The following is a 17,375-nucleotide window of genomic DNA, read 5'->3' as shown; positions in this document are numbered from 1 at the left end:
TCCTCAGACCAAGACTTTGCCTCCGACTTCCTTCAGATTCCATCTCACGATGGACACCCTTGTCATTAGCTAGTGGTTCCCACTACCAAGCCCACAACGGACTTTCACCGTCAAGTTGTTGCCCATGCTGGGCGCACAATGATAAAAGGGTTGTTTATAACTCATAACAACCCTAATTTTTTCAAATTTATTATATTTTTTAAACTTTAATTTTTGATGGCATACAATTTGCACATCCTGCACAGTAAAATACTCTATCTCCAAATACATTAACTATAGTTTCGATAAACTCTGTATTTATACAATTTTCCTTATGATGTATTATTATTTGCTTTGGAGCATTAGTTATCAATCCACTTATTATTACATCTTCTATTTCAGCTTCAGTATCTGTTCTACACTCAGCTAACTCTTTCATAAAATCACCAAAAATATCATTTCCATACCCATCTTTTAATACATAACCCCCACCTTCATGAATGTAAATATTAATTTTTTCTATTTTACTTTCCTGAATATCAACAAAATATTTTAATAATTTTACAAACTCTTTATACTCTTTTTCAACCATATATTCTTCTACAACTTTATCAACAATATCTTCTATATCTTCTCTAAGTTCCTTCATCCTAAAAGTTATAAAACCTTTTATGTTTATTTCTTCATTTTCTTCCAAGCAAGTTTTTATTTTTTCTATTATTGAATTTATTTTACTTATACAATATATCATTTTTTCATCTTTTAAATTTTCTTCACTTCTTAGAATTTTCATAATCATATTTTCTACTTCTATTATTTCATCATGTTTCAAAAAGAAATAAGTTTCAGTTAAAAAATTAAAAAGCTCTTTTTTTCTATATTTTTCAATTACTATATTGTATAGAATATTGCTTATATATAAATATATCATTCTTTTAATTTTTTCATTATAACACTCTTTTTCGCACATAATTTTTATTAAATGTGAATCACCCTTACCACTTTCTACAAGCCCAATAGTGATATTTTTCTTCTTTAACAATTCTCTAAGCTCTTGTAATTCCTTTACTAAGTCTAAATCATTATTATGCACTAATCTTATCACAAGCATGGATTTCACTCCTTTCTTAATATTAGTATGTATTAAAATCTTTTCTATATACTCACCTGGCTGTACACTTATTAATAAAATATTGATTTTTTTATGAATATTTTATATTGTATAAGAAATATATTTAAACAAGGAGAAGATTAATGATATGTTTTGTTGACTATAGAACAACTGATAATGAAATAAACTCACTAAAAAAATTAAATTATGATGTAATAAAAATTCCCAAGGATAATAATCTATATGAAGCAATAAATGGACATACAGATATTCAATTAAATATAATTAATAACAATACTCTTATTGTTAATAAAAATATTACTTTGTCCTTTAAAGAACTTTTAAAAACAAAAAATATAAACTTTATAGAAAGTGATAGTACTTTATTATCTAAATATCCTAGTAATATATCACTTAATGCATATATTACTGACAATTACTTAGTACATAATTTAAAGTTTACTGATAAAAAAATCTTAGAGTACTGTAAAAATAAAAAAACTATAAATGTAAATCAAGGATATACTAAATGCTCTATATTACCGTTACGAGAAAAAGCAATTATAACTAATGATGCTGGTATATATAACACATTAAAAAGTGAAAATTTTGATATATTACTATTACCATTTGGCGATATAGAACTAAGTGGATTTAATTATGGTTTTATCGGAGGTGTTGGAGGTATGATTTCAAATGATTCCATGGCCTTCTTTGGGTCATTAGATAATTATGCTTTTGGTAATGAAGTAAAAAAATTTTTATATAAATACGATATTAAACCTATATATCTTAGTAATACAAAACTAATAGATAGAGGCAGTTTACTTGTTTTTTAACCTCTTATATCATACGTATCTATCAGCCAATTGTTGATTAGTATTTATATTTTCTTTTTTAATATTAACTAATAAAAAAGTAGGCTGATATTGATATGCTTCCTTTATAATATACAGTTAAAATAATAAAAATTGTTATTATAGAGTGAATATATCATTTTATAAATAGCCTACTTTTTTATTTACATTATTCAGATTTATTAGAATTAACTAATAATCTACCAATTTCTTCTGGAGTAAATACATATGTCTTATTACAGAAGTGGCATTTTAACTCTTCATTTTTACCATCTTCATATATCTCTCTTAAATCTTTTTCCCCTATAGAAATTAAAGCTTTTTCAACCTTTTCTCTTGAACAATTACAAGAAAATTCTGGTTTAATTTCCTCTAATATCTTTAAGTCCATATCTCCAAATATATAATCTAGTATATCATCCATGCCCTTTCCCTCATTTAACATAGTTGTTAAAGATGGAATTTCTTCTAATCTATAAGTTATAATATCTGCTAAGAATTCATCTGCATCTGGTAACATTTGAATTATAAATCCTCCAGCTACTTTAATTGAATAATCTTTATCAACTAAAACACCTAATGATACTGCTGATGGTGTTTGTTCAGATACAGTAAAGTAATAAGCTAAATCTTCTGCTATTTCTCCTGAATGTATCGGCACTTGACCTACGTAAGGATCCTTCATACCTAAATCCTTTATAACCATTAAATTACCATTTTTTCCAACATATCCACCAACATCTAATTTACCATTTGAATTTAAAGGCATATCTCCATATGGATTTCCAATATATCCTTTAACTTTAGCACCTTCATATGCAGTAACAACTACTCCGTTGGCATCTCCTCCACCATTGATTCTTAAAGTCATTACTTCGTTTGATGATTTTAAAGTAGCTCCTAAAAGAGCTCCAGCCGTTAACATTCTTCCAAGAGATGCTGCTGCAACTGGAGTACATTCATGTATTACTCTAGCATCCTCAACTAAGTCTGTAGTAATTCCAGCTATTATTCTTACCATTCCATTTTTTGCAACTGCTCTAATAATTTTATCGCTCATATTTTTCCTCCAACTATTGCTTTTTTCTTATTACATATACTATTCTTTCAGTATTTGCTTGTACATAATTTTCAGTATATCCATCAAACTTGGCAATAACCTCTAAATTCGCTTTCTTCAGTTCTTTTTCTAACTCTTTTTCAGTATATGCTCTTTCAAGATGTTCTTCCTCAAATCTTTCATAAAGATCTCCTTTTTTAACAAAGAAGGTTAAGAACATAGAAAGTAAGCTATCTTCAAAAACATTTTCCCAAGTATAAAAAACCTCTTCTTCGCTATATGTATATATATTGTTTCCTAATATTTCAGATAATTTATAATATGAATTAACATCAAATATAAATAATCCATTTGACTTTAAATGATTATATACTCCATTAAAGTAATTTTGAAGATCATTTAAATCTGTTATATAATTTGTAGAATCCAATACAGATGTTATTAAATCAAACTCTTTATTAAGAGAAAGTTCTGTCATATCCTGGCAAATTATTTTTCCTTTTATTCGTGCTTCTTTAAATTTATCAAAAGCTTCTATTAACATATCTTCTGATAAATCAACTCCGTAAATATTTTTAAAATATTTTGCTATCCTTATGGTTACATTTCCGGTTCCACACGCAATGTCTAAATAATCATTTAATTCTACATTATATAAATTACAAATTTCTAAAATACGCTCTACCATTTCATCATAATTAATATCTTCATTTATTAACTCATCATATATTTTTGCGAATTCCCCATATGCCATGCTATTCCCCCTATCCTACTTTTATTTACTATGCTGAAAAAACAGATAATGTAGTTATTACTATACTATAATAAATTTCTAACCTTTATAATACTATGTAATAGAATATTAAGTCAATCTATTATTTTCTCCCTAAAATTTGATCGTTAGTTGGTAACTTTAACTCTTTTTTACGCTTTGTCATTATCCCACCTATTCGTCCTGTTTCTTCTGCTGTTAATCCTCCCCATCCATATGTGTCTACCTTATCACTTAACCCTAATTCTTCTGCAATTTCATATTTTATTTTTTCACGCATTTTTTCTTCGGGTGTAAGCTCTTTATTAGTTTTTATTTTTGATTTTATTATTTTTTTTAATGGTGTTTTACTCATAAAAATTCCCCCTAGATAATTTTATATAAATATTTTCTCCTATATGTTTATATTTATACCTTAAATACATTGTTTCACTTTCTGCTAATATTCATATAATAAAATGAAGTATATAATATTATTTTGTAAATATTCCTTGAAAGTTTCATACATACAGGGTATAATCATAACTATATAAGTTTATAAATAGATAGAGGTGCGGTACGTATTAGTATTATTATGGATTAAAGCATGTTAAAATAATAAGAAAGGACTTGTCGCCGAAGTATATAGCCTAAGCTTTACAGCTATATAACTGGGGGTATGCAAAATATGTATATTCCTGTCACATAATTTATGTGGTGAGCTATCATTTAAGGATTCTTTATATATTTTGATGTATATATACCTTGGGTGATAACTCAAGGTTTTTTTAACATTATATTTAAATTAAACATTAATACTGTACATAAAATTTAATTTAAAATTTAAATATATTAACATCATATATAAAGTAGGACATTCTATAATAATTAAATTTATAAAATCTTTTTATAAAGAATAAAAAAGGGGGAACCAATATGTATAATGTAGCAATAGTTGGTAGTACAGGTAATGTAGGTAGAAAATTTTTAGAAATTTTAGAAGAAAGAAATTTTCCAATAAAGAATCTTTATCTTTTTGCATCAAAAAGATCTGCAAGTTCTTATTTAAATTTCAAGGGGCAAGAATATTTAGTTGAAGAAACATGTGAAGATAATATAAAAAATAAAAAAATAGATATTGCGCTATTTTCTGCAGGTGGAGATACAAGTTTAAAGTTTGCTCCAATATTCTCATCTTATGGTGCTGTAGTAATAGATAATTCAAGTGCATGGAGAATGAATAAAAATGTTCCCTTAGTAGTTCCTGAAGTAAACCCAGAAGACTTAAAAGGTCATAATGGAATTATAGCTAATCCAAATTGTTCTACAATTCAAGCAATGGTACCATTAAAGGCTTTATTAGATAATTACGGAATAAAAAGAATCGTATATTCAACATACCAAGCAGTTTCAGGTGCTGGAATGCAAGGTATTAAAGATTTAGAGGATGGATTAAAAGGTTTAGCACCTAAAAAATTCCCTTACCAAATAGCAGGTAATTGCCTTCCTCACATAGATGTTTTCTTAGAAAATGGTTATACAAAAGAAGAAATGAAAATGATTGAAGAAACTAGAAAGATACTTCATTCAAATGACTTAAAAATTACTGCTACTACTGTTAGAGTTCCAGTTTTAAATAGTCATAGTGAAAGTATTAATGTTGAATTAAATAGTCCATTTGAATTAGAAGATATATTTAAATTATTCGAAAATACAGAGGGATTAACAGTTTTTGATAATGTAGATGAGTTAAAATATCCAACTGCATTAGATGTTTCTGGAAAAGATGATGTATATGTTGGAAGAATAAGACGTGATTTCAGCTTAGATAATGGCTTAAATTTATGGGTTGTTGCTGATAACATAAGAAAAGGAGCAGCTTTAAACGCTGTACAAATTGCAGAAGTTTTAATTAAAAACGAATGGCTTTAGGAGGATAAAATGTCAATATTTAAAGGATCTGGTGTAGCTATAATTACACCTTTTAACGAAAATGGTATAGATTATGAAAAATTAAGAGAATTACTAGAATGGCATATAAAAGAATCTACTGATGCTATTGTTATTTGTGGTACTACAGGTGAAGCTACTACAATGACTGAACAAGAAAAAAAAGATGTAATTAAATTTACTGTAGATATTGTAAATAAAAGAATACCTGTAATTGCAGGAACTGGCGGAAATAACACAAATACATCTATTGAAATGAGTCTTTATGCTGAAAGCATAGGTGTAGATGGACTTCTAGTTATTACACCATATTATAACAAAACAAATGCAGAAGGTTTATTAATGCATTTTAAAGCTATAAATGATGCTGTTAAAACTCCAATTATTTTATATAATGTTCCTAGTAGAACTAATATGAATATTACCCCAGAAACATTATTAAAATTATCAGAACTTAATAATGTCATTGCTATTAAAGAAGCTAGTGGTGATATGAGTCAAGTTGCTAAAATGAAAGCATTATGCGGAGATAAAATAGATATCTATTCTGGAAATGATGATCAAATAATTCCTATTTTATCTTTAGGTGGTATCGGAGTTATATCTGTTGCTGCTAATATAATTCCTAAAACAGTCCATGATATGTGTAATTTATATTTAAACGGAGATTGTTTTAAAGCAACTAAGATACAACTAGAGTACTTGGAATTAATGAACAATTTATTTATAGAAACTAATCCTATTCCGGTTAAAACAGCTATGAACGTAATAGGTATGAATGTTGGTGAATTAAGATTACCACTTTACAAAATGAATGATAAAAATAAAGAAACTTTAGTAAATACACTAAAGAAATACAATTTATTTTAAAAGGAGTTTATCATATGGTTAAAATACTATTAAGCGGTTGCTGTGGAAAAATGGGAACTGTTATCTCAAATTTAGTTAGTGAATTTCCTAATTTAGAAATTATAGCTGGTATAGATAAATTCCCTAGAGAATTAAGTTATCCAGTATTCACTACACCTAATGATGTAAATATAGAATATGATGTACTTTTAGATTTTTCTAATGTAAGCACATTACACAAACTTTTAGAATTAACAGAAAGAACAAAAAAGCCATTGGTTATCTGTTCTACTGGTTATTCTCAAGAAGATTTAGATTTAATTGATGAAAAAAGCAAAACATTGCCATTATTTAAATCTGCTAATATGTCTTTAGGTATAAATTTAATTAATTCACTTTTAAGAAAAGTAACTCCATTATTATATGGAAATTATGATATAGAAATAATAGAAAAACATCATAATCAAAAATTAGATTCTCCAAGTGGTACTGCACTTCTTCTAGCAGATACAATAAAAGATTCTATTTCTGAAGAAACTCATTATGTTCATGGTAGAGATGGCCATAAAAAGAGAGAAAAAACAGAAATCGGAATTCATGCTGTTAGAGGTGGTTCTATAGTTGGTGATCATGATGTTATTTTCGCAGGAACTGGCGAAGTTATTGAATTATCACACAAAGCAATATCAAGAGACGTATTTGCAATTGGCGCATTAAAGGCATGTGAATATATGGCTACAGTTAAAGATCCTGGTCTTTATAATATGGATGATGTATTAGGACTATAAATATAAAGAGAGCAAAAATTGCTCTCTTTTTTTGAAAAAATATTCCTTATATACCCAAATGATAAAAAAGGAATAAATCTATATAAAAAGTACATACTAAGATTGTACATTTTTATATGTTAGGAGAGATATATTATGGCAAAAGATAGTCAACCAGATAATAAACAAGCTAGAATGGAAAAGTGCAATTATCAAACTCCAATAACTGAAGAAGGGCATAATCATAATCCAAATGCTAAACATAAATCAATAAAAAGACAAGGTGTTTCTAGTGAACACTACAACCCTGCTGGAAATTAATAAAAGAGAGTCAAAATTGACTCTCTTTTATTATTATTCTTTATATGCATGTTTGAAAGATATCTTTCCTAATGTAGAAATATGAACACCTTTAACATTTTCATTTGCAGCTGTTACTGTAGTATAGTAATAGATTGGTAATATTGGCATTTCATCCATTAGTATATCTTCAGCTTCTCTTAACATTTCAAGTCTCTTAGCAGAATCTGTTTCAACTTTTGCAGCTGCAACTAATTCATCATATCTAGCATTACTAAATCCAGTATCGTTATTTCCTCCACCAGTTACCCATAAATCTAAGAATGTCATTGGGTCAATATAATCACCAATCCAACCATGTCTAGCAACTTGATAATCACCTTGTTGTCTTGTATTTAAGAATACAGCCCATTCTTGGTTAGTTAATTCAACATTAACACCAATTTCAGCCCAGTTTTGTTGAATAATTTGAGCTATATCTTTATGTTGACCTTCTGAGTTGTACATTATCTCAAGTGTTGGAATACCTTCACCATTTTCATAGCCAGCTTCTTTTAATAATTCTTTTGCTTTTGCTACATTACCTTCCATATCTGATGGATCATAATATTCTTTTGAAGCAAATTCAGTACCATTTTCATCTGTAATACCTTGTGGTACAAAGCTATATGCAGGAATTTGTTCTGCTTTACCAACATTATCAATTATTTCTTGTCTATCAATAGCAAGATTTAATGCTTGTCTAACTAATTTGTTATTTAATGCTTTCTTAACATCTTCGTTTAATGTATCTTGTTTACCAACATTTATTGCAAAATAATAGTTACCTAATTTAGGATTAACATGAACCAATCCTTCTGCTATACCTGGTTCAATTTCATTTGTTGGTACAGAATTAACCATATCAAAGTTTCCAGCTTTTAATTCAGAGTATGCTGTAGTATCATCAGTAACTAATTTGAAAGTTAAAGTATCTAATTTAACACTATCTTTATCCCAATAATTTTCATTTTTCTCGAAAACTAATTGATCTTTCATATCCCATTGAACTAATTTAAATGCACCATTAGAAACATAACTTTCTGGTTTAGTTGCCCATCCTTCTGGATTAGCAGATACTATATCTTCTCTTAAAGGAACATATGTTGTAAATGCACATAGTTGTAAGAAATATTCTGTTGGAGCCTCTAAAGTTACTTCTAATGTGTAATCATCTACTACTTTAATTCCAACTTCTTCAGCTGAGACTTCCCCATTATAGAATTTTTCTGCATTTTTAATATAGAATAATTGATAAGCATATTCTGCAGCAGTAGCCTTATCTAATGCTCTTAACCAAGAGTATTTAAAGTTATCCGCTACTACAGGTTCTCCGTCACTCCACTTACCATCTTGTCTTAATTTGAAAGTATAAACTAATCCATCTTCTGAAACTTCATAGCTTTCAGCTGCACCTTCTGTAGGTTTATCATTTTCATCAAGTACCATTAAACCTTCAAAAGCATTTAAAATCATAGTCCCTGCCCCTGAAGAATTATTTAGTGTTGGATCCATTGTTTCTGGATCTTCTCCTAAATTGAATACTAAGTTTTGATTTGATCCTGAGTTACTTCCATTACTAGTTGATTTATCACCACAACCAATGAATAGAGAAGTAGCTAATGTTGCAGCTAAAACAACTGCACATAACTTCTTTAGTTTTGAACTTTTCATTTTAATTTTCCCCCTTATTTTTTTATCTAAATTGCCTTTTGCAATTGATAACTAAAATCTAAATTTACTTAAATATCAAATAAATTATTTGTATAAATGACATGCAACAAAGTGTCCTGGTTCAACTTCTCTAAGTTCTGGATTAACTTCACCACAAACCTTCATTGCTTCTTTACATCTACCTTTAAATCTACATCCTGCTGGTGGATCTATAGGTGATGGAATATCCCCTTCTAAAACTATTCTCTTATTAGCTTTTGCTACCTTTGGATCTGGTATTGGAACTGCAGATAATAGAGCTTTAGTATATGGATGCTTAGGTTTAGTATAAACATCATCAGCTGGACCTTTTTCAACCATTTGTCCTAAATACATAACTCCTATATGAGTTGATATATGCTTAACCATTGAAAGGTCATGAGCAATAAATAAATATGTCAATCCAAATTCTTCTTGTAATTCTTCAAGCATATTTATTACTTGTGCTTGAATAGATACATCTAAAGCCGAAATTGGTTCATCACATACTATAAAATCTGGTTGAACTGCAAGTGCTCTTGCAATACCAATTCTTTGTCTTTGTCCACCTGAGAATTCATGAGCATATCTATTTATATGGCTTCCATTCAATCCAACCTTATCTAATAAATATCTTATTCTATCTTCTCTTTCCTTCCCCTTGAAAAGACCATGAATATCAATAGCTTCTCCTATTATATCTCCAACTGTCATTCTTGGATTAAGAGACGCATACGGATCTTGGAAAATCATTTGCATATTTTTTCTTAAAGATACCATTTTCTTTTCACTTAATCCTGTAATATCTTGTCCATTAAAAATTATTTGTCCTGATGTTGGTTCATATAATTTTAATATAGTTCTTCCAGTAGTAGTTTTACCACAACCTGATTCCCCTACTAACCCCAAAGTTTCTCCTCTCTTAATAGAGAATGAAACATTATCTACTGCTTTAACAAAGCTCTTTTTAGAAAATAATCCTTTGTTTGCAGGGAAGTATTTACAAAGGTTTTTAACCTCTAAAATAACGTCATTTTTATTTTCCATTATTCTTCCCCCTTTATTGGTGATTCAACTTTTGGTGCATTCTTATGACATAACCAACATGCAGCTCTATGCCCTTCTGATATCTCAAATAATGGCGGTTGTTTTTCCTTACATATCTTCATAGCATAATCACATCTAGCTGTAAATGGACAGCCAACTGGTGGTTTTAATAGATCTGGTGGTTGTCCTTCAATTGGAATTAATTTTTCCTTTAATTCGCTCTTTGGATTAGGTACACTTCTTAATAGTCCCCACGTATATGGATGTTTTCCTCTATAGAAAATATCTTCTGTTGTACCTTCTTCAACAATAAGACCACCATACATAACATTAATTCTTGAACATAGATCAGCAACTACTCCAAGATCATGTGTTATTAATATAATTGAAGTATCTAACTTTTCTTTTAAATCTTTCATTAAGTCTAAAATTTGTGCTTGAATTGTAACATCAAGAGCTGTTGTTGGTTCGTCTGCAATTATAAGCTTAGGTTCACATATTAAACTCATTGCAATCATAACTCTTTGTCTCATACCACCTGAAAATTCGTGTGGATATTGCTTTAATCTTTTTTCAGGACTTGGTATTCCAACCATATCAAGCATTTTTATTGCTTTTTCTTTTGCTTCTTTTTTAGATATTTTTTTATGTTTAATTAAATGCTCTGTTAATTGATCTCCTATAGTAAATAATGGATTTAATGATGTCATTGGATCTTGGAATATCATAGACATATCATTTCCTCTAATAGATTGCATTAACTTTTCAGTAGGTTTTGTTATATCTTTATCATCAAATGTTATATTTTCAACTTCAATTTTTGCATTTTCGCCTAATAATCTCATTATTGTCATCATTGTAACTGACTTACCACATCCAGATTCACCAACAACTCCAAGTGCTTCACCTTTATCTAAATGAAAAGATACACCTCTAACAGATTGTACATCTCCAATATGAGTCTTAAATGATGTTTTTAAATTTTTAATTTCTAACAATTTACTCATCTGTTTCTCCTCCTATTTTTGATGTTTAGGATCTAAAGCTTCAGTTAATCCATCACCAAATAAATTAAATGCTAAAATGATTAAACAAATCATAGCAGCTGGGAATAATAATTGATAAGGTTGTGTTGTTAATAAACCTTTTGCATCATTTGCTAAAGTCCCTAAAGAAGCAAGTGGTGCATTTAATCCTAAACCAATATAGCTTAAGAATGCTTCAGTAAATATAGCTGATGGTACAAATAACGTCATAGTAACTATAATAGAACCTAAACAGTTAGGAATTAAGTGTCTTAATAATATTCTTGATTTTGATGCTCCTAAAGTTTTAGCAGCTAAAACGAATTCTTGTTGCTTTAATTGAAGGATATCTCCTCTAACTATTCTAGCCATACCTACCCAAGAAGAAATTGCCATCGCTACTATAATAGCAAACATTCCACTTGAACCTTCCTTCTTTAATACATTCATTAATAAAACAACATATATTAATGTAGGAATAGAATATAAAACATCAACTATTCTCATCATTATATTATCAACTTTTCCACCTAAAAAACCTGCAATTCCTCCATATAAAACTCCTATTACAAGATTTAATACAGATGCTGCAAATGCAATAATTAATGAATATCTTGCACCATACATAACTCTTACAAATAAGTCTCTACCTAAATTATCAGTTCCAAACCAATGTTGCGCATTTGGCCATAAATTTGATGCTGTTTTATCTGTTGATTTATAAGTAAAACCAAAAAGTTTTTCAACTACAATTGGCCCTAATATTGCAAAAGCAATAATTACAATTATCATAACTAATGAAAATAGTGCTACTTTATTAGCTTTTAATCTTCTCCAAGCATTAGCCCAATATCCTACACTTGGTCTCACTATCTCTTCAGCTTTTTTCTCTTCTGAACTTAAAGGAGAAAATAATTCGCTATCAATATTTAAATCTACATTTTCTACAACTAAATTTTTCATTATCTCTCCCCCTTTTATCCTTCAAGTTTAATTCTTGGATCCACTACTACATATAATAAGTCAACAATTAAATTACAAATTACAATAAATGTACAATAGAATGCTAAAACACCTAATAAAGCTGTATAGTCTCTATTTGTTATTGTTAATGTAAATTCGTTTCCAAGTCCAGGTATAGCAAATATTTTTTCTACTACGAATGAACCAGTAAGCACACCAGCTGTTAATGGTCCTAAATATGTTACAACTGGAATTAATGAATTTCTTAATGCATGTTTGAATATTACTTTTCCACCACTTAAACCTTTAGCTTTTGCTGTTCTAATATAATCTGACTTTAAAACATCAATTAATTTATTTCTTGTTAATCTAGTTATAAATGCCATAGAACTTCCTGATAAAGCAATAACAGGCATTATATAGTTTTCTGGTTTACTAAGACCAGTAGCTCCTAACACTTTTAATTTTACAGTAAATACAAATATCAATAATGAGCCTATTACGAAACTTGGTATTGTAATTCCTAATGTTGCAATAATCATGCATATCCTATCTGGCCACTTATCTGCATTTAATGCTGCAACTACTCCTAATAAAATACCAACTACTACAGAAGCTACAATAGCTACTGCTCCAACTTGTGCTGATTTTGGGAATCCATTATTTATAGTATCAATAACTTGTCTACCTTTATACTTCATAGATTGTCCAAAATCACCTTTTAATAAACCTTTCATATAGATAACATATTGTTCTCCTACCGGTTTATCTAGCCCATATTTTTCATTTAATACTTCTTTCATCTCAGCCGTAATTTTTTCTCCTTCAAAAGGACCTCCCGGCATTATTCTTACAAGAAAGAACACAATTGTAATAACTGCCCAAATTGTAACTATACTAGTTAAAATTCTTTTTCCAACATACTTTAGCATTTGTGTGCAACCCCCATATCATTTTTTAACTAATTGTTAATTTAAACTAATTTTTAATAAATTAATATTAATTATAATACATCTATCTTTTTTGTCAAAATACATCGTTAATTTTAATCATCTATTCTTAATATTTTATTAATTAATTATATGTATTTTTCTCAATATGTTAATTTATCATCCCAACTTCGGTTAACGTTTACATTTACTATTTTAGCCATTCTATCCTCTTTAAGGTATGATACCTTTTTAATTTTTAGATTACAACTGTACTTAACAATTTGTTAAATAAATAATTTCATCATTAAGATTTTAAACGAACATTTTTAAGTTTTTGTAGTATCCCATACGGACATTTTATGGTAAAAAAAGAAATATATATTATTACAATCTAATAATATATATTTCAAGTAATTTTTTAAAGTTTTGCTATAAATTTTTCTATCCTTTTTAATGCCTCTATTAACTCCTCATCTGAGTAACAATATGATATTCTTAAATATCCCTCACCACCAATACCAAATGCAGTTCCTGGTACACAAGCTACTTTTTCTTCATGTAATAATCTTAAAGCAAACTCTTCAGCGGGAATATTGAATTTTTTTATTGATGGAAATACGTAAAATGCACCTTTTGGCATAACAATATCCAACCCTATATCTTTAAGTTTATTTACAACTAAATCCTTTCTATTATTAAAGACTTCCTTCATATGACTTACATCATTTAAACCATACTTTAATCCATTATAAACAGCCCATTGACAAATAGATGGAGCACAAGACACATTATACTGATGAACTTTTATAATTTCATTCATTAACTTCTGTGAACAAGCATAATATCCAATCCTCAGTCCAGTCATTGAAAACATCTTTGAAAATCCACCTACATAAATCACTTTATCTTTAATATCTTTACATTGAGCAACACTGTAATAATCACTATAACATAAAGATTCATATATCTCATCTGTAATTACTAATATATCATTTTCTTTAATTAATTCTACTAACTGTTCTTTCTCATCTTTTGATAATATTGCTCCTGTAGGATTGCTTGGTAATGATAATACTAAATATTTTATATTCATATCTTTTATTTTTCTTTTTATATCTTCTACATCAATTTTGAATTCACTATCTAAAGAGTAATTCACTACAGATCCACCCAATATTGTAACTATACTTTCATATGCTGGATAAGCAGGCGTTGGTATCAAAACTTTATCCTCCTTATTTAATAATGCTGTAAATATATTAAATAAAGCTTCACTACCACCAACTGTAATACAAATTTCATCAGCTTCATAACTAATATCCTTATTTAAAAGATATTTACTTATTTCTTCTCTTAATTCAAATATACCTAAATTACTTGTATACGTAGTCTTATTTTCTTTTATTGCATTTATTAATCCTTCTTCAATAGATACAGGTAATTTAAAATCAGGCTGACCTAATGTTAATGAAATTGCTCCATCTACCTTCTGAACCTCATTATAAAATTTTCTAATTCCTGATATTTTAACATTATTTAGATTTTCATTCATATTTTACTGCCCCCTTAACAAATATTACAAAATCTCAATTTACTCTCAAGTAATTTTATAGTAAATATACTATTCAGTAAAGTTTTTTCTACTATTTTACTAATGTCTCTTTAAAATAATCTTCAATTCTATTATAATATAAATGCTTAAATAAAAATATTGGGGCAAATGAAGAAAGGATGATTTTATGAATTATAATTTAACTGATCCATATGAAATCGCAAGATTTATTAAAGAATCAAAAAAAACAACTCCAGTAAAAGTATATGTTAATGGAGACCTAAGCGATGCTTCACTAGATAATATTGAACATTATGGAAATAATAATTTTTACATATTATTTGGAGAAAGTGATGTAATTACTGAAATAATATTAGAAAACAAGCACAAAATAAATTCTTTCAGAGTTGAAAATGATAGAAGAAATTCAGCTATACCAATGCTAGACCTTTTATCAATAGATGCAAGAATTGAACCAGGTGCAATAATTAGAGATAGAGTTTCTATCGGTAAAAATGCTGTAATCATGATGGGTGCTGTAATAAATATCGGTGCTGAAATTGGTGAAGGTACTATGGTTGATATGAATGCTGTAATTGGAGCAAGAGGACAATTAGGTAAAAGAGTTCACTTAGGAGCTGGTGCTGTTGTTGCTGGTGTTTTAGAACCGCCTAGTAAAGAACCTTGCCAAATCGGTGATGATGCCATGATAGGTGCTAATGCAGTTATTTTAGAAGGTGTTAAAATTGGAGCTGGTGCTGTTGTTGCTGCTGGTTCTGTTGTTACTGAAGATGTTCCAGCTGGTGTTGTTGTTGCTGGTTCACCTGCAAGAATAATTAAAAATGTTGATGATAAAACAAAAGATAAAACTCAAATCTTAGATGATTTAAGAAAATAAAAAGACTCCCAATTAAATTGGGAGTCTTTTTATTATACTGCACCTTCTTCATGGTCAGTATTAGTGTTTTGTGATGTCTCTTCTACAGATACCTTTTCCATCTTAGAAATTGATACTTCATAAGCGACCTTTTTAACTACTTCTGTTTCGTTTATCTTCTTTTGATACTCTCTACTTTGTAGTCTTCCCCATACCCTAATATTATCACCAACTTCTAATGTTTGGCAGAATCTTGAATTTCTTCCCCATGCAATTGTTGGAATATAGTCTGACTTATTGTAAGCTCTATTTACAGCTAATAATACATCTGCAATTTCTCTTCCAAATGGTGTTTTTCTATATACTGGCTCTTTGCATATATATCCATCTAAGAATATTTCATTAGGATTTTTACTCTTTTCTATGCATGGCTCTATGTTTCTAGCAAAAACTGTTAATATTAACTTATTTGCTCCATCTACAAACTTATTATAAGATCTTAGTTGACCTAATACTACTATTTCTTTACCTATTGATAAATCCATATTACTAATAAGTCTTTCAGATACTGTAATATTTAATAAATCTACAGAATCACTTAATCTTGTTACCTCCATTAAGAAAGTATAAAAACCTTCCCCATACATCTCATGACTAAACTCCATACCACTTACAATTTTTCCTTCAAGATAAATCTTGTTATTTAACATCAAGTTGTCCATCTTTACCCCTCTCTCCCTTAGTAATTAATAAAAATTCTTATTGCTGTTATAAAAATATCAAAGATTTATTTCCATTATAATACAAATACCTCATAACTTTCAATATTTTTCTAATATTTATTTTTTTATTTGTTCACCTTTTTCATCCACATAGTAATTATCATCATAAATTAATTCACTTATAGTAACGAACTCATATCCTTCCTTAGTTAATTCAGTAATAATTTTATTTAGATTTTGAGGTGTATATTTTGCATTATTATGAAAAAGAACTATTGATCCTTCTTTAATATTTTTCATTACCCTATTATATTCAACTTCTGCCCCTGATTCCTTGTAATCTATTGAATCAACATCCCATTGAATACATTCATAACCTAAACTTCTGACATACTCCAAAGCATCTTCATTATAATCACCACTTGGAAATCTAAATAACTTAATTTTACTACCTGTTGCAGCATAAACAATATCTTCAGTTTTCTTTATCTCATCCGCCATTCTTTCATGACTTATTTTAGTAAAACTAGGATGTATATAGCTATGATTTCCTATTTCATGTCCACCCTCATTTATTTTCATTAGCTTTTCTCTATTTTCATCAGAATAATTTACCCATCCACCCATAATAAAAAAAGTTCCTTTTGCATTATTTTCATTAAGTACATCTAATATATCGTATATATATTCATTTTCTGCCCAATTTACATCAAAAGTTAATGCTATTTTCTTTTCTTCCGTTGAAACTCTATATATTGGAACCTTTTTAGATTCACTTGCTACAGTATTTTGAATTTTTCCACTATAAATTATGGATACAATAATCACCATAGCCATTATAAAAATATTAATATTAATTTTTTTACTAAATTTCATTGTATTACTCCTAAACTTAATTTTTA

The 17,375-nt window shown here is 28.4% G+C and carries 18 protein-coding genes and 1 riboswitch; of the genes, 6 read left to right on the top strand and 12 right to left on the bottom strand.

The window, feature by feature from the left end:
* Positions 1-199 precede the first annotated feature (199 nt).
* Entirely contained in the window at positions 200-1,090 is an 891-nt protein-coding gene (ytxC, locus tag Q0Y03_RS10285; protein ID WP_297713732.1) for a putative sporulation protein YtxC, read from the bottom strand.
* 143 nt (positions 1,091-1,233) lie between these two features.
* Here ytxC and Q0Y03_RS10280 point away from each other — a divergent pair, with 143 nt between their 5' ends.
* Positions 1,234-1,929: a DUF6873 family GME fold protein gene (locus Q0Y03_RS10280; protein WP_297713731.1), complete on the top strand. Its 696-nt coding sequence runs from the start codon at positions 1,234-1,236 to the stop codon at positions 1,927-1,929.
* A 187-nt stretch (positions 1,930-2,116) separates the two neighbouring features.
* Here Q0Y03_RS10280 and hslO read toward each other — a convergent pair whose 3' ends face one another.
* The 3 genes from hslO to Q0Y03_RS10265 form a co-directional block, all read right to left on the bottom strand.
* Entirely contained in the window at positions 2,117-3,007 is an 891-nt protein-coding gene (gene hslO, locus Q0Y03_RS10275; RefSeq protein WP_297713730.1) for an Hsp33 family molecular chaperone HslO, read from the bottom strand.
* A gap of 13 nt (positions 3,008-3,020) precedes the next feature.
* Positions 3,021-3,761 (bottom strand): class I SAM-dependent methyltransferase, encoded by a 741-nt coding sequence (locus tag Q0Y03_RS10270; protein WP_297713729.1) that lies wholly within the window; start codon positions 3,759-3,761, stop codon positions 3,021-3,023.
* Between the two features lie 121 nt (positions 3,762-3,882).
* A complete protein-coding gene (locus Q0Y03_RS10265) occupies positions 3,883-4,134 on the bottom strand; it encodes a small, acid-soluble spore protein, alpha/beta type (protein WP_148322988.1) in 252 nt (83 codons plus the stop codon).
* Positions 4,135-4,317: 183 nt separating this feature from the next.
* A riboswitch (Lysine riboswitch) is annotated at positions 4,318-4,491 on the top strand.
* 203 nt (positions 4,492-4,694) lie between these two features.
* Between Q0Y03_RS10265 and Q0Y03_RS10260 the strand changes: the two genes are divergently transcribed.
* The 4 genes from Q0Y03_RS10260 (at position 4,695) to Q0Y03_RS10245 (ending at position 7,645) form a co-directional block, all read left to right on the top strand.
* Positions 4,695-5,690: an aspartate-semialdehyde dehydrogenase gene (locus tag Q0Y03_RS10260; RefSeq protein ID WP_297713728.1), complete on the top strand. Its 996-nt coding sequence runs from the start codon at positions 4,695-4,697 to the stop codon at positions 5,688-5,690.
* Positions 5,691-5,699: 9 nt separating this feature from the next.
* Positions 5,700-6,578, top strand: coding sequence for a 4-hydroxy-tetrahydrodipicolinate synthase (gene dapA, locus Q0Y03_RS10255; protein WP_297713727.1), 879 nt, complete (start codon positions 5,700-5,702; stop codon positions 6,576-6,578).
* 14 nt (positions 6,579-6,592) lie between these two features.
* Positions 6,593-7,345, top strand: coding sequence for a 4-hydroxy-tetrahydrodipicolinate reductase (dapB, locus tag Q0Y03_RS10250; protein ID WP_297713726.1), 753 nt, complete (start codon positions 6,593-6,595; stop codon positions 7,343-7,345).
* Positions 7,346-7,480: 135 nt separating this feature from the next.
* Positions 7,481-7,645: a hypothetical protein gene (locus Q0Y03_RS10245; RefSeq protein WP_294137450.1), complete on the top strand. Its 165-nt coding sequence runs from the start codon at positions 7,481-7,483 to the stop codon at positions 7,643-7,645.
* A gap of 33 nt (positions 7,646-7,678) precedes the next feature.
* Here the strand turns inward: Q0Y03_RS10245 and Q0Y03_RS10240 are convergent, their stop codons facing one another.
* The 6 genes from Q0Y03_RS10240 to Q0Y03_RS10215 all read right to left on the bottom strand — a co-directional run bounded on the left by Q0Y03_RS10240 (position 7,679) and on the right by Q0Y03_RS10215 (position 14,874).
* Entirely contained in the window at positions 7,679-9,337 is a 1,659-nt protein-coding gene (locus Q0Y03_RS10240) for a peptide ABC transporter substrate-binding protein (protein WP_297713725.1), read from the bottom strand.
* A gap of 84 nt (positions 9,338-9,421) precedes the next feature.
* Positions 9,422-10,402 carry a dipeptide ABC transporter ATP-binding protein gene (locus Q0Y03_RS10235; RefSeq protein ID WP_297713724.1) on the bottom strand — a complete coding sequence of 327 codons (981 nt, stop codon included), beginning with the start codon at positions 10,400-10,402 and terminating at the stop codon, positions 9,422-9,424.
* Entirely contained in the window at positions 10,402-11,409 is a 1,008-nt protein-coding gene (locus tag Q0Y03_RS10230) for an ABC transporter ATP-binding protein (RefSeq protein ID WP_297713723.1), read from the bottom strand. The genes Q0Y03_RS10235 and Q0Y03_RS10230 overlap by 1 nt, the downstream gene beginning before the upstream one ends.
* 12 nt (positions 11,410-11,421) lie before the next feature.
* Positions 11,422-12,390 carry an ABC transporter permease gene (locus Q0Y03_RS10225; protein WP_297713722.1) on the bottom strand — a complete coding sequence of 323 codons (969 nt, stop codon included), beginning with the start codon at positions 12,388-12,390 and terminating at the stop codon, positions 11,422-11,424.
* 14 nt (positions 12,391-12,404) lie between these two features.
* The gene (locus Q0Y03_RS10220; protein ID WP_297713721.1) at positions 12,405-13,322 is read right to left on the bottom strand and encodes an ABC transporter permease; all 918 of its coding nucleotides are present in this window, start codon (positions 13,320-13,322) and stop codon (positions 12,405-12,407) included.
* A gap of 418 nt (positions 13,323-13,740) precedes the next feature.
* Entirely contained in the window at positions 13,741-14,874 is a 1,134-nt protein-coding gene (locus tag Q0Y03_RS10215) for an aminotransferase class I/II-fold pyridoxal phosphate-dependent enzyme (protein WP_297713720.1), read from the bottom strand.
* Between the two features lie 187 nt (positions 14,875-15,061).
* Here Q0Y03_RS10215 and dapD point away from each other — a divergent pair, with 187 nt between their 5' ends.
* The gene (gene dapD / locus Q0Y03_RS10210; protein WP_133016397.1) at positions 15,062-15,772 is read left to right on the top strand and encodes a 2,3,4,5-tetrahydropyridine-2,6-dicarboxylate N-acetyltransferase; all 711 of its coding nucleotides are present in this window, start codon (positions 15,062-15,064) and stop codon (positions 15,770-15,772) included.
* Between the two features lie 32 nt (positions 15,773-15,804).
* Here dapD and Q0Y03_RS10205 read toward each other — a convergent pair whose 3' ends face one another.
* The gene (locus tag Q0Y03_RS10205) at positions 15,805-16,473 is read right to left on the bottom strand and encodes a single-stranded DNA-binding protein (RefSeq protein WP_291674379.1); all 669 of its coding nucleotides are present in this window, start codon (positions 16,471-16,473) and stop codon (positions 15,805-15,807) included.
* Between the two features lie 117 nt (positions 16,474-16,590).
* Positions 16,591-17,349 (bottom strand): polysaccharide deacetylase family protein, encoded by a 759-nt coding sequence (locus Q0Y03_RS10200; protein WP_297713719.1) that lies wholly within the window; start codon positions 17,347-17,349, stop codon positions 16,591-16,593.
* Positions 17,350-17,375: the final 26 nt, after the last annotated feature.

This window comes from Clostridium sp. (assembly GCF_026168755.1).
Lineage (GTDB): Bacteria > Bacillota > Clostridia > Clostridiales > Clostridiaceae > Clostridium.
This window is presented reverse-complemented; position numbering and strand designations above follow the sequence as displayed.